This is a genomic window from Leuconostoc miyukkimchii (assembly GCF_019656055.1).
In the GTDB taxonomy this organism is placed as follows: Bacteria; Bacillota; Bacilli; order Lactobacillales; family Lactobacillaceae; genus Leuconostoc; species Leuconostoc miyukkimchii.
This window is the reverse complement of sequence record NZ_BPKY01000002.1, coordinates 151,567-165,987: the sequence shown is the minus strand read 5'-3', so window position 1 is coordinate 165,987 and position 14,421 is coordinate 151,567. Positions and strand designations below refer to the sequence as shown.

The following is a 14,421-nucleotide window of genomic DNA, read 5'->3' as shown; positions in this document are numbered from 1 at the left end:
AAATTTATGATTAAAGAACAAATAAAATCTAACATAGCATTAGAAACAATTGCCAACTTACGATTACTTTCTAATCATATGATTTCAAAGGCTGGTTCTGGGCATCCGGGCATTGCCCTGGGAACTGCGCCGATTTTATATGAATTATATGCTAATCAGCTAATTGTTGATCCAAAAAATCCTGACATGATCAATCGTGACCGATTTGTCATGTCAGCTGGACACGGTGCAGCATTATTATATGCCACATTATACGCAGCTGGGTTTAATATTACATCCAATGATCTATCTGAATTTAGGAATCCGAACGCAATCACACCTGGACATCCCGAAGTTGGTATCACACCTGGTGTTGAAGCGACAACAGGACCTTTAGGACAAGGATTTGGCATGGCGGTTGGTATGGCTATGGCAGAAGCAAAACTTCATGATGAATTTCCAACTGTGATTGATCATTTCACTTTTGCATTAGTTAGCGATGGTGATTTAATGGAGGGTGTGAGTCATGAGGTAGCCTCATTAGCAGGTCAACAAAATCTTTCTAAATTGATTGTTTTATATGATGATAATCAAGTTAGTTTGGATGGTGAAAAGAGTAGGTCAGATACATCAAATAACTTAATGCGCTTTGAAAGTTATGGCTGGCAGACAATTGAAATCGCTGATGGTAATAATCTGGTGTTGATTCATGATGCTATTGAAACAGCTAAGAAATCTTCACGGCCGACATTGATTGCTGTGAAAACAGTGATAGGGGAATTTGGTCCCTATGCTGGGACAAATAAAGCACATGGAACACCACTTAATCAAGAGCAACTAAAGGCATTAGCACAGAAATTAAAAGTAGATATTAATAACTTTGAAATAGACCAGAAGATTTTACAAGATATGCGACAACGTATACAAAAGCGATTGCTAAGTCAACAGCCATCAAATGAATCTGAAATATTGGCCTACCAAAAAATGCTAAATCAAGATATTGAAATGCCCAACTTAATGATTGGAGATAAAATCCAAGCGGGACGTAAAATTTCAAACATCGTGTTGCAATCTTTTGCACAACAATTATCACAACTCTGGGGTGGCTCGGCTGACTTGGCTGCTTCAACACTTGCGGAAATTAGTGACTCCTCTTTGTTTACGCAAAATAATCGTGTTGGTCGTAATATTGCTTTTGGTGTACGAGAGTTTGGTATGGGAACAATTATGAATGGCATTGCATTACATGGTGGCACAAAAATATTTGGTGCGACGTTTCTCGCTTTTTCAGATTATATGAAAGCGGCTATTCGCTTAAGCGCATTACAAAAGGTACCTGCCATTTATGTTTTTACACATGATAGTGTCACTGTAGGTGAAGATGGGCCGACGCATCAACCGATTGAACAAATTATGAGTTTACGCCTAATTCCAGGTGTTGATGTTTTGCGGCCGGGGACAGTAGAAGAAATCATAGCAGCCTGGAAACAAGCCTTAGAATCAACAAACCGACCAACCATTTTGATATTAAGTCGAGGTCCTATCGGCATTCATAGTAGTATAGAGCAGGCAAAATTGGCCATAGATCGCGGTGCAACAATAATTCATGAACAAAAAAGTGCACGTGTTAATTTAATTGCTTCTGGTTCAGAAGTTCAGCTCGCAGTTGAAGTGAGTCAGCAATTAAATATGAGTAATCGTATCATTTCAATCCCAAATTTGGCACGTTTCTTATCTCTGAAACAAAATGAAAAAGAGCAAATCATCCCCAAAGATGGTGCAGAAAATGTGATAATAGAGGCAGGAACAACACTTGGTTGGCAAGCACTGGCTGGTAGTAGCGGATTGATTATTGGCATTGACCAGTTTGGGATGAGTGCAGCACCACAAACAGTATTAAATCACTATGGTTTAAACGCAAGTGCGATTGTAAAAAGAATTAAACATCATTTGGAGAGATAAAATGACAATCTATGGTTTAATAGCGCACCCAGCAGGACATTCGCAATCACCTGCTATGCAAAATAAAATGATTTCTAAATATGGCATCGATGCATATTATCACATGTTTGATGTTCAACCAGACAATCTAGCATCTACAATTTCGGGCTTGAAGTTATTAAACGTTGGGGGATTTAATGTATCTACGCCGTTTAAATCAGACATTATAGCGTACCTTGATGAACTAACGCCATTGGCACAACGGCTTCAAGCTGTTAACACAGTTAAGAACCTTAATGGTCGGCTGATTGGAACAAATACGGACGGTGACGGGTTTTGGCAAAGTATTAACCCTAATCAACCGCATGAAAATGTCGTAATTTTAGGTACCGGAGGTGCGGCCAGAGCAGTAATTGCTACAGCAAAACAATATGGTGTACGACATTTGACAGCATTTAATCGGCCACATGTTGGTTGGTCTCAGAGAGAAACAGCGATTGCTTATCTGAGTCAAGGTATTGGAGAATTAGCAGATCTATCAGATAATCGTGCGCTAACAGATGCATTAGGTAAGGCTGATTTATTAATTAATGCAACAACGGTTGGTATGAATGATGCGAGAACATTGTTGACGGATCATCAAGTTGGGTTATTACCTCAGCATGCTATGGTTGTTGACATGATTTATCGCAATCAACAAACATCACTTTTAAAATCTGCAAGTAAAAATCAACTACTCACACAAAATGGTTTGTCGATGTTGGTAGGTCAGGGCGCTTTGAGTTTTGAATTTTGGTTCAATCGTCATGCTGATCGACAACTAATGGGACAAACAATAAAAGGAAAATAATATGATTTTAATTACAAAAAGCAACAATGCTGCACAAAAAATTGCAAATAAGCTAGATGATAAAAACCCAATTAAACCAGTCTTTGTGCATGATAATCGGGTTGCTCTGGCGGGTGTTAAAAGTCTTGATGAAAATATATTGAATGAAATTTCACAAGATATTGTTGAAATAATCACAAATCATCATCAAGCAATTGTTTCATCACGTGCTTTTCATCCTGAAGACACCATCATCAAAACGAAACATGCGATAATTGGTGGTAATAATTTCGTATTTATGGCTGGTCCTGATTCTATTGAAAGTTCAGCGCATGTGCTTGAAATGGGTCGTAGTGTTAAGGCTGCTGGTGCAACAATTTTGCGTGGCGGTGCTTTTAAACCACGGACGTCGCCTTACTCTTTTCAAGGTAATGGCGAGGTTGGATTGAAAGCACATCGTGCTGCAGCTGATGTGCTTGAAATGGATATGGTTACAGAAATTTTGGATACAAAAAATGTTGATTTAGTGGATAGTTATACAGACATATTCCAAGTTGGGACACGGAATATGCAAAACTTTGCGCTATTAAAGGCATTGGGGCAAAAGCGCAAACCAGTTGTTTTAAAACGTGGCATGTCAGCAACAATAGATGATTTACTTAACGCGGCTGAATATATTGCAGCAGGGGGCAACACTCAAATTATTTTGATGGAACGTGGTATTCGCACATACGATAATAAATATACGCGTAATACGATTGATATATCAGCAATACCAGTTTTGAAAAGTTTGACACACTATCCTGTTATCGCTGATGCGTCACATGCTGCTGGCGTTGCAAAATTTGTTGCGCCATTAGCGTTAGCTGCCACTGCTGCTGGAGCTCAAGGATTGATGACTGAAATACACGATGATCCAGAGCATGCATTTGTGGATGGTGCACAAGCTTTAACACCAAGCGCCTTTGCAAAATTAGCTGATAAAATTAAAAAAATACATGATATAGTATAGAAAATTTGTTGTCGCTTTTTTCAGGATGAATAACTTCTAATTAGGAAAGGGAATCAAATATGTCAGTTGTACATGTTTCATTTGATAAAAAGGCTTACGATGTCAAAATTAGCAATGATTTGCATCAAAAAATCGGATCAGAAGTCAGATCAGTTTGGTCATCTAGAAAGGTGGCGTTGTTAACAGATAGTCATGTTGGTCCACTTTATCTTAATGATACGCAAAAGCAACTTGAACAAGCAGGCTTTAACGTTGTTCCTTTACAAGTGCCTGCTGGAGAACAGTCTAAGTCGTTAACAGTGGTTGGACAAATTATCTCGCAATTGGCTGATGAAGGTTTCACACGTGGGGATGGTTTAATTGCTTTGGGTGGTGGCGTGATTGGTGATTTAGGTGGTGTAGTGGCTTCACTATATATGCGCGGTATTGCTTTTATCCAGATTGCAACATCGCTCACTGCACAAGTAGATTCTTCAGTTGGTGGTAAAACAGCTGTTAATTTGGATCACACCAAAAACATTGCCGGTACTTTTTACCAACCAGACTTAGTATTGGTAGACAGTACTTACCTCAAAACGTTGACAGACCGTGATTTAGTGGAGGGATATGGTGAGGTTGTTAAGACTGCTATTCTTGATAGCCGCGAATTTTTTGATTTTACTGGGAAAATTCGATCAATCAATGACATTCGTGAAAATGCACAGGAATTATCAAAGCGTTCAATTGCGTATAAAGCAAAAATCGTAATGGCTGATGAAAAAGAAGCAGGTCAGAGACAGTATCTTAATTTTGGCCATACCATTGGACACGCAATTGAGTTACTAGCTCACGGGGAACTACGACATGGTGAGGCTGTTGCTATCGGAATGGTGGCAATAACTAATCGTATGGTCCGTGATGGCATCGCACCTAGTGATATGGCTTCTGAATTAAAAGATAGATTAGAAACTGTCGGTTTACCTACAGCATCAAAATTAATTGGTACGCCCGATTTCTTTGATCGTTTAATTAATGATAAGAAAAATCATGGTGGGTTGTTACATTTAGTTGGTTTAGAAGGTGTTGGTAAACCAATACTTATGGTTAAAAAAATAGATGATATGCCAACATTTATAGGATAATTTTGAAAGGAAAGTGTCCGGATAATCATTTGATGTCTGGAACAAGAGATAAATATGAGATATACAACAGCAGGTGAAAGTCATGGTCCAGAAGAAATTGCCGTTATTGAAGGTATTCCCGCAGGGTTACATATTACGCAAGAAGATATTAATGAGCAATTAGCTCGTCGACAACATGCATATGGACGAGGTGAACGTCAAAAAATTGAGACAGATACAGTCACATTTTTGACAGGTGTTCGCCACCAATTGACATTAGGGTCACCACTGACATTAAATGTGCATAATGACGACCATAATAGCTGGTCTAAAATTATGGCACCTAACGAACCAGCAACATCGGAGAACACGCTTCGTAAGGTTCTGCGGCCACGTCCAGGTCACGCTGACTTAGTTGGCGGTATCAAATATCGTCATCAAAGCGATTTAAGAAATGTGCTAGAGCGCTCATCAGCACGTGAAACAACGATGCGTGTTGCGGTTGGCGCTGTTGCAAAAAAATTATTAGCTGAAATTGGTGTTGACGTTCATGGCTTTGTTGTCAATGTTGGCCCTGCCAAATCAGATTTAACGACATTAACAAAATATAAAAACTTGCAAGAGTTACGTGAAGTGACTGAAAATTTCCCTACGCGTGCTTTAAATGCAGAAGCAGATGTGGCAATTCGCGAAGTCATTGATAAAACAAAGCGGGACGCGAATACGGTTGGTGGACAAGTGCAAGTCATTGCTACGGGGATGCCTGTCGGTTTAGGGTCGTATGTGTCTGCAGATGAAAAATTAGATGGCAAAATAGCACGTGCAATTGTTGGTATTAATGCTTTTAAGGGTGTACAGTTTGGTGGCGGATTTGATAACTCTGAAAAATATGGTGATCAAATTATGGATGAAATTTTTTGGGACAAGGATCGCGGTTTCTATCGTGGAACGGATAATTTAGGTGGATTTGAAGGTGGTATGACTACTGGTGAAGCAATCGTTGTGCGAGGAGTTGTTAAACCGATTCCAACATTGTATCGACCAATGAGATCTGTTGATATTGATACACATCAGGAACATCGTGCATCCATCGAGCGCTCAGATACAACAGCTGTTACGGCAGCAGCTGTTATTGCAGAAGCCATGGTGGCAATTGAGTTGGCTAAATCTGTGTTAGATAAATTTGATGCAGACAATATTGACCGAATGAAAGAACAGGTAGCGCAATATCGTGAAGAAGTTTTGAACTTTTAATACGTGATTTTAATAACATTGAGCAAAGCATTGCAATGAATTAGTAAAGTGAACTATTGAGATGTTTTGTAATGATAAAAAGGAAAATGTAAAATGATCAAATTATTGCACGCTGAAAAAAATGGCTTGCGTGGTGTTATGACTGTGCCTGGTGATAAATCAATATCACACCGTGCATTAATGTTTGGTGCGATTGCTGACGGTGTAACAGAAATTGAAAATTTTTTGACATCAGATGATGTCTTACATACCATGGGTGTTTTTAAAAATTTAGGTGTTGAAATTTGGCATGAAGGTACCAACGTCCGCATAACAGGTCAAGGTATTAATCATTTTGTTAAACCTGAAAAGCCTTTAGACATGGGAAATTCAGGGACATCGACACGCTTGCTTATGGGTTTGTTAAGTCGCCTACCATTTGATATGCAATTAATTGGTGATCAATCGTTGAGTAAAAGACCTATGAAACGTGTTCGTCAACCACTGGCACTAATGGGCGCTAAAATTAGTTTGTCTGAAAATGAAACCTTACCTGGCACTATTCACGCTAATGATCATTTATCAGGGATTACTTATGACATGCCTATTGCATCAGCACAAGTCAAAAGTGCCATATTGTTAGCAGGCATGCAGGCTGAAGGTGAGACAAAAATCATTGAAAAAATTGCTTCTCGTGATCATACAGAACGTATGCTACGCCAATTTGGTGGTGAAATAACTTCAAAAAACGGTGTCATTACAGTGTCTAAACAGCCTAAATTAATTGGGCAAAAAATTAGTGTGCCTTCAGATATCTCCAGTGCAGCCTTTTTTATTGTTGCTGGTCTGATTACCCCTAACTCAAAATTAACAATTAAAAATGTTGGTATTAACCCAACGCGAGATGGCGTATTACAGCTATTAAAAAGAATGGGCGCAGAAATTTTGATCACAGAGATTACCACGTCGGGGGAACCTTTAGCTGATATAACGGTACATGCACAAAATTTAAACGGTATAAATATCACATCAAGAGATATACCTAGTGCAGTGGATGAATTGCCAATTATTGCATTGGCAGCAACACAGGCCACAGGCGATACAGTGATTACTGGTGCCGAAGAATTACGGGTTAAAGAAACTGATCGTATTGCGACGGTGATATCTGAGTTGACAAAAATAGGTGCGGATATCGACGCATTACCTGACGGCATGATTATTCATGGTGGGACACCGTTACGTGTACCAGAGGAAAGTGCGTTGTTAGATTCTCATGGTGACCACCGTATTGGTATGATGAACGCGATAGCAGCCTTAATAACGGCTGGCGATGTTGTTTTAACTGGAGAAGATGCAATTAGTGTGTCATATCCTGGATTTTTGGAAGATTTATCGCGGGTGATGGTATGAATATTGTCATTCAAGGACTGGGTGAGATGGGTGCATCGTTAGCTTTAATTTTAAATCAACAGCCGGAAAATCACGTTGTTGGCGTGGATGTGATTGAATCCACACGAGTTTATGCATTGAAGCACCACATTGTATCTCAAGTTTCAACAACATTGGCTAATGTTGCCGTGAATGCTGATGTGATTATTTTAGCCACACCAGTATCGCTCATTAAGCAAGCGATGGTAGAACTATCAAAAATGTCGCTTAAAAAAGATGTCATCATTACTGATACAGGATCAACAAAGAGTGACATCATGGCCATTGCTAATTCAGAACTAAGGCATCAAATTTTTATTGGCGGACATGCCATGGCTGGGACACACCAAAGTGGCATTGATTATGCAAATAGCAATTTATACGATGGCGCACCTTATTTTTTGACAGCAAATAAATTAGGGATGAACCATATAAATCGGTTAAAAACTATTTTAACGCCAATTCAAGCAAAATTTAAAGAAATTGATGTTGCTGCTCACGATAATCTCATGGCAGTCATTAGCGATGTGCCTCATATTGCTGCATTTGCATTAATGAATACTGCGGTAAAACAACTCGGTCCTTCGGAAAGATTTGGGAATTATGTTGCAGGTGGTTTTAAAGACACCACTCGTATTGCAGCAAGTGATCCAAAACTATGGGCTGATATACTACTTAGCAATAAAGACAGTGTCGTAGCCAATAATCAGGCGCTTATAACTGAGTTACAAGCGTTTAATACAACTTTACTTGAAAATGATCTGACAAATCTGATAGCGTTGATCCAGTCAGCTCAAATATCACGACAAAATTTATTAAGTGAGGAACACAATGATTAAAGAACCAGAAACGTTAATGCTGGTTGGCTTTATGGGTGCTGGTAAAACAACGGTTGGCAAAGAAATAGCACGTCAGCATCAGTCAAAATTTTTAGATATTGATTTAGAAATAGAGCGTATTGCCAATCAGCGTATTTCAGATATATTTCTCGAAAGAGGAGAAAACGGTTTTCGTGAACTTGAGACACAAGTACTTTCAAAAGTGCAAATGTTTAATGGTGTTGTGGCGACAGGTGGCGGCGTTATCGAACGTGATGAAAATCTCAACATTTTGCGCGACTCGCCAGCGACGGTCATTTATTTACATGGTAACTTGGAGAGTACAATTAGTCGTTTGCTACTTGAAGGGCAACGGCCATTATTACAAGAAAAATCAGCAGCGGAGTTCTTTAATTTATGGCAACAACGTGACCCCAAATATCAATCAGTAGCGAATTTTACAGTCGAGACTATTGGCAAAACACCTGAACGTATTGCTGCAGAAATTGTGGCATTATTTAGTTCTAACGAAGATGAATTAGCTTTGCTACAATTACGATCAGAAATTGATGCTTATGATCGACAGATTTTTCAAATCATTGAAAAACGCATGCAGGTTGTATCATCGGTAGCAGACTATAAAGAAAAATTTGGGATGCATGCAGTTCAGCATTCGCGTATGTCAACCATGCGCGAATTATTAAAATATGACTTTGAACATTCAGAAGATATTACAGATGAGATGATTGATGATGTCATGACAATATTAACGACTTCTGCTATTCATAAAGAAAATAAACAGTTAAAAAGATGAAATTACACACATTAGGTCCAAAAGGGACAGATTCAGAACTGGCAGCACAACATTATTTAACACATCAAAAATTAATTTTACACCAGAGTTTTGAAGAAATTTTGCTACATCTAGATGACTATATTGGTGAACAAATCATTATGCCTGTTGCTTTTAAATCCAATACAGTACCGGAGTTAAATTGGACTGATGTAAATTATTTACAATGGGAACGATTAGACATTGTGACCACTTTTTCGTTGCCATTAATGACGCTAAGTTTAATTGAAAATACAGAATTTGACCGAAATGTCGCAGTTATTCATGCTGCGACAGAAGGTTTATTACGCCATTATTTGAGGACGCATAATTTGGATAATGCTTGGGGACCATCGTTGCGTTTTGTATCAAGTAAACCGGTGGCAATGTCAGACTTTATAAATGATCAAAATCGGTTTACAATTGTATCAGAAACACAATTTATAAAACTACCAGAAAGTGAAGATCCAAAATACAGTGTACGGCAACAATTAAAGCCATCCATGATTTGGGTCGTTTATCAAATAAAATGACATTACGCGAATTGTTTCATTTACCAAAAAGTATTAATCACAAGCCTATTATTGCAGTGCCTCTAACACTTGGTCCAAACTATAAAATAACACCCTTTGCCCAAAAATTACAGGAACAAAATCCAGATATTGTTGAGTGGCGAGCTGATTATATTGCTGATGATTTTAGTCGGCCAGTGATGTGGCAACAAGTGAAAGCTGGCGCGCAAGCTGAACTTGCACAAAAGGAAGTTTCGGCAATGACGGAAGCAAAGTTGATGTCAGAAATGGATGCAGCGCAACAAGAATTTAATGCCAATTGGCCAATCATGAATGTCCAAATTATAAAAGAATTGACGGGATCATTATTTAATACAATTGGTAGTTTTCCAATCATTTTAACCTATCGGACAAAGGCACAAGGTGGTAAAGGTGAAATGTCACCCATGGAATATACGACGTTTGTAATAGCTGCATTACAATCTGGCTATCATTTTACTGCCGTTGATGTTGAGTATACATTGGATAGTGACTTGCGCGATAAAATTTTCCAAGTCGCTAGATCGTTGAACATTCCTCTGATTTTGTCGTACCATGATTTTAATGAGACACCAAATGTTGCAGAAATTATAGAAGATATGGCTAAAAGTGGCGCTGATATTATTAAGTTAGCTGTGACACCAAACGATGAGCAGGATGTTCAAAGACTTTTAGATGATACAAATCAAACAGCTATTAGTCAATCTCTGGTAACTATTAGCATGGGTGATCTCGGACGTCGATCACGTATTGAAGGGTACCGTTTTGGGTCTGAAATGACATTTGCAGTCCTTGATGGTACATCTATGAGCGCACCAGGGCAGCTAACAATTAACGAGTTATTAGCTGCATGGCAATAAATTTTTTTACAAATATCTTGCTAGGTACTAAGACTTGAAAATGATTTAAAAAATAAAAAGGCCACTAAGATAGCGGCCTTTTTATTTTTGTTATTGTTCGTCAGTGGTAACGTTTTTAGGTACAGCTGATCCAGATATTGCAGGTATTGCAACGACTGCAATTTCACCAACAATAATTGATACAATGGCAACAGTCGTGAATGAGTATGTTCCTTGTGATAATTGAGAAACAATATATCCCACAATTTCACCAAAAATTGCTGACCAGACAGCTACAGTAATGAATTTCATATTAGTCCACCTCTTTACAAAACTATCATACGCTTTTTAGAAAAAAGCGCAACCTTTTTTAATGTTTTTCGTGTATAATTAAAGGGAACAAAGTTTCGTATTAGTATATGAAACCTAGCGGAGGCCTAATGTACGCACCATTACAGATTGTGAGCGCTTATAGCTTATTAAAAAATCCTAATACAATTGAACAAATTATTCAAACAGCAAAAGCCCGTCATTATGAAGCCATTGCATTGACAGATATTAATGTGATGTATGGTGCTGTTAATTTTTACCGAGAAGCAAAGAAGCACAATATCAAACCACTTTTTGGAATAACCTTGCAAATTAACGGCTTGGTTAATACAGCCACGGCGTTTCCTCTAGTACTGATTGCTGAGAACCAAACAGGATATCAGAATCTTATGTGGATTTCATCGGCAAAAATGACAACAAAATCCAATAGCATGACATTAGACGTGATTGCACCACATTTAAATGGTATCACGGTCATTCTACCAAACGATAGTGAGCTATCGCAATTTATCGCTTCCCAATATAATGAGTCGACTAGCTATTTGCAACAATTAATCACACATATTGATCTCAATCATTTATATTTAGGAATTAACCCACAACTGGCCACACAAATTCAAGACCGATTGATTGACTTTAGTCGCAACAATCATATAAAATTGATTGCTCTAGATGATGTGGATTATCTGAATCCTGAGGATGCGTTTACGACCCAGGTGTTAAAAGCCATCGATGCCAATATAAAACTCGATGGCATTAAGTTACTTGCACAACAATTAGGGACACATATTTTAGAAGACTTTAATGATGTCAAAAAGACTTACTTAGCTAATGATGCATTGAAAACTGCTTATTTAAATAATGAGATACTGGTATCAAATAGTCAGGTTGACATGACATTTAAGCAAACAGCAACTTTACCAAGCTTCCAAATTCCAAATAGTGATCAAACATCAGGTCAATACTTAAAAGAGATTGTGGAAAAGGGTTTATTGATACGTCTAAGAGGTCGCCAAGTTAACGTTGAGCAGTATAAAAAGCGTATACAATATGAACTAGAAATTATTGATAATCTAGCATTTAATGATTATTTTTTGATTGTTTGGGATATTGTTAATTTTGCTCACAAACAAAACATTCAAATGGGTGCAGGTCGTGGGTCAGCTGCAGGTTCTTTAGTTTCATATGTTTTGCGGATTACTGATGTTGATCCATTACAATTTGGGCTACTGTTTGAGCGTTTTTTAAATCCTGAACGAGTTCAAATGCCAGATATTGATATTGATTGGCCAGACAACAAGCGAGAGGAAATATTAATATATCTCCATGATAAGTACGGTCAACGTAACTTTGCACAGATTTTAACATTTGGCACTTTGGCTGCTAAACAGGCATTGCGTGATACTGCACGTGTGTTTGGCGTATCTCAGAAAATGATGAGCCGTATTAGTAACGCAGTACCACAGGGTAAACAAGGACGTAAAGTATTTATTCAAGATGCACTGAAGGAATCAAAAGCATTACAAACAACCTTATCTGAGATTGATAATGGTGAGTTACTACTTAAAGTAGCACGACAAATTGAAGGACTACCACGTAATTATTCAACGCATGCCGCTGGTGTTGTATTGAGTTCAGATGCATTAGTAACAACTTTACCTGTACAGTCTGGAACCGATGGTAGACTATTGACCCAGTTTGAAAAAAACTCAGTTGAGGATTTGGGTTTACTTAAAATTGATGTGTTAGGTCTCTCGAATTTAACAATTTTAGCGCAGGCACTTTATTATGCTAAAAACCAGTTACCTGAACAATTTAATATTAATCAAGTGCCACTTGATGATCCTAAGACTTTAGCTTTGTATGCTAAAGGGGATACAAATGGGATTTTCCAGTTTGAATCAGCAGGCATTAAAAATGTTTTACGGCAATTAAAGCCCAGAACGTTCGAGCACATTGTAGCAGTCAATGCGCTTTATCGTCCAGGACCTAGCCGTAATATTGAATCATTTATTAAGCGACGACATGGTCAAGAACAAATCACGCTTTTAGATGCAAGTTTAAAGACAATTTTAGCACCAACATTTGGCATTATTGTTTATCAAGAGCAGGTCATGTTAGTGGCAGAAACATATGCTGGTTTTTCACTGGGTGAAGCCGATTTATTGCGTAGTGCAATGTCCAAAAAGAAGTTAGAAAAGATGGCAGAAATGCATGAGCAATTTGTGAATGGTGCAGTTGCTTTAGGACATAATAGTACACAAGCTGAGCAAATTTTTGAATACATTGATGAGTTTGCAAATTATGGTTTTAACCGCTCACATGCAGTTGCATACAGCAAATTGTCTTTTGAGCTGGCGTATATGAAGGCTCACTATCCAAGCGCATTCTTTACAGCACTTTTAAACGCTAATCTTGGTTCAACGGATAAAATACGAACTTACGTCATGGAAGCAAAAAAACGACATATTGTGATTAAATCACCAAATATTAATCAATCACAGCGTTTGTGGACAGCTGAAAATCAACAACTACAGATGGGACTAAATAATATTCGAGGTGTTCGAACTGATTTTGTTTCCGCTGTATTAGAAGAACGACAAGCCAATGGTTCGTTTAAATCTATTCAATCATTTATACAACGTTTGCCAGATAAATTTCGTAAAGAAGATATTTTGGCACAGTTGGTATACGCGGGAGCACTAGATGCCTTTGGTTACAATAGAGTTGAATTAGTCACAGCGTTGCCGGATTTAATTGAGGCAGCTGGTTTTGGGGACTTGATTTTAAATGAAACTAAAATTAAAAAAATTAATGATATGACACCAACTGAAAAATTAGCCCACGAAAAAGAAGTCATTGGGGTTAATTTGTCTGGACATCCGCTAGACGCATATTCTGAATTGATTACTAATCAAAATTTCCAGCAAATTATCGATTTAACAGAAAAAAGCCAAATAATCAAAATGGTTGTTATTGTTGATAGTATGCGTAAAACACGTACTAAAAAAGGTGATGAAATGGCATTTTTGAATGTCTCTGATATTACAGGGACAATCGGCATAACCATATTTAACCAACTGTTTAAGAAAGTAAGTGATTTATTAGCACCAGGGACAATTGTGCAAATTAACGGTAAAGTTGATAGCTATAATGGTAAATTATCAGTTGTCGCTAACCGTATTCAAAACGTTGCAGACATTAAGTCACCAGAAAATGGCACGTGGTTTCTACAATTTGATGATGTTCATGATACTGTTGACAATCGGAGTGATGTCATTGATATTCTCAAAAAACATCCTGGTAACAATCCTGTGGTGATTTACTGGAAAAGTATTGAAAAAAAACAACAATTGGATTCAAATTTTTGGATGAATGATGAAACCGCTATCATCATTGAATTGTCAACATTGTTGGGTCATGACAATATTGTGTTCCGTAGAACTCAATAATATTGCACTTGTATAAAAGGCTAATAATGTATAAAATAGACTTTGGGTAACGTTGCACAAGCAACAACCAAGATAAC

Annotated in this window: 12 protein-coding genes; 11 read left to right on the top strand and 1 reads right to left on the bottom strand. The window is 37.8% G+C overall.

Going from position 1 to position 14,421, the window contains the following annotated elements; translation table 11 throughout:
* The first annotated feature begins 6 nt into the window (after positions 1-6).
* The 10 genes from tkt (at position 7) to K5Q13_RS03145 (ending at position 10,583) form a co-directional block, all read left to right on the top strand.
* Positions 7-1,941 (top strand): transketolase, encoded by a 1,935-nt coding sequence (tkt, locus tag K5Q13_RS03190; protein WP_220739842.1) that lies wholly within the window; start codon positions 7-9, stop codon positions 1,939-1,941.
* A gap of 1 nt (position 1,942) precedes the next feature.
* Positions 1,943-2,770, top strand: coding sequence for a shikimate dehydrogenase family protein (locus K5Q13_RS03185; RefSeq protein ID WP_220739840.1), 828 nt, complete (start codon positions 1,943-1,945; stop codon positions 2,768-2,770).
* Between the two features lies 1 nt (position 2,771).
* The gene (gene aroF / locus K5Q13_RS03180; RefSeq protein WP_220739838.1) at positions 2,772-3,761 is read left to right on the top strand and encodes a 3-deoxy-7-phosphoheptulonate synthase; all 990 of its coding nucleotides are present in this window, start codon (positions 2,772-2,774) and stop codon (positions 3,759-3,761) included.
* A 59-nt stretch (positions 3,762-3,820) separates the two neighbouring features.
* Complete coding sequence (gene aroB / locus K5Q13_RS03175) at positions 3,821-4,882, top strand: 3-dehydroquinate synthase (protein WP_220739836.1); 1,062 nt, start codon at positions 3,821-3,823, stop codon at positions 4,880-4,882.
* 54 nt (positions 4,883-4,936) lie between these two features.
* On the top strand, positions 4,937-6,115 hold the full coding sequence (gene aroC / locus K5Q13_RS03170; RefSeq protein WP_220739834.1) for a chorismate synthase: 1,179 nt from the start codon (positions 4,937-4,939) through the stop codon (positions 6,113-6,115).
* Between the two features lie 93 nt (positions 6,116-6,208).
* Positions 6,209-7,504, top strand: coding sequence for a 3-phosphoshikimate 1-carboxyvinyltransferase (aroA, locus tag K5Q13_RS03165; RefSeq protein WP_220739832.1), 1,296 nt, complete (start codon positions 6,209-6,211; stop codon positions 7,502-7,504).
* The gene (locus K5Q13_RS03160; RefSeq protein ID WP_220739830.1) at positions 7,501-8,361 is read left to right on the top strand and encodes a prephenate dehydrogenase; all 861 of its coding nucleotides are present in this window, start codon (positions 7,501-7,503) and stop codon (positions 8,359-8,361) included. The genes aroA and K5Q13_RS03160 overlap by 4 nt, the downstream gene beginning before the upstream one ends.
* Entirely contained in the window at positions 8,354-9,154 is an 801-nt protein-coding gene (locus K5Q13_RS03155) for a shikimate kinase (RefSeq protein ID WP_220739828.1), read from the top strand. Before K5Q13_RS03160 ends, K5Q13_RS03155 begins: the two co-directional genes overlap by 8 nt.
* Positions 9,151-9,705, top strand: a complete 555-nt coding sequence (locus K5Q13_RS03150) for a hypothetical protein (RefSeq protein ID WP_220739826.1) — start codon at positions 9,151-9,153, stop codon at positions 9,703-9,705. Before K5Q13_RS03155 ends, K5Q13_RS03150 begins: the two co-directional genes overlap by 4 nt.
* Positions 9,702-10,583: a type I 3-dehydroquinate dehydratase gene (locus K5Q13_RS03145; RefSeq protein WP_220739824.1), complete on the top strand. Its 882-nt coding sequence runs from the start codon at positions 9,702-9,704 to the stop codon at positions 10,581-10,583. Before K5Q13_RS03150 ends, K5Q13_RS03145 begins: the two co-directional genes overlap by 4 nt.
* Before the next feature lie 90 nt (positions 10,584-10,673).
* Here K5Q13_RS03145 and K5Q13_RS03140 read toward each other — a convergent pair whose 3' ends face one another.
* Complete coding sequence (locus tag K5Q13_RS03140; protein ID WP_220739822.1) at positions 10,674-10,874, bottom strand: YjzD family protein; 201 nt, start codon at positions 10,872-10,874, stop codon at positions 10,674-10,676.
* Positions 10,875-11,002: 128 nt separating this feature from the next.
* On the opposite strand from K5Q13_RS03140, the gene K5Q13_RS03135 reads away from it, so the two are divergent.
* Positions 11,003-14,344 carry a DNA polymerase III subunit alpha gene (locus tag K5Q13_RS03135; RefSeq protein WP_220739820.1) on the top strand — a complete coding sequence of 1,114 codons (3,342 nt, stop codon included), beginning with the start codon at positions 11,003-11,005 and terminating at the stop codon, positions 14,342-14,344.
* Positions 14,345-14,421 lie beyond the last annotated feature (77 nt).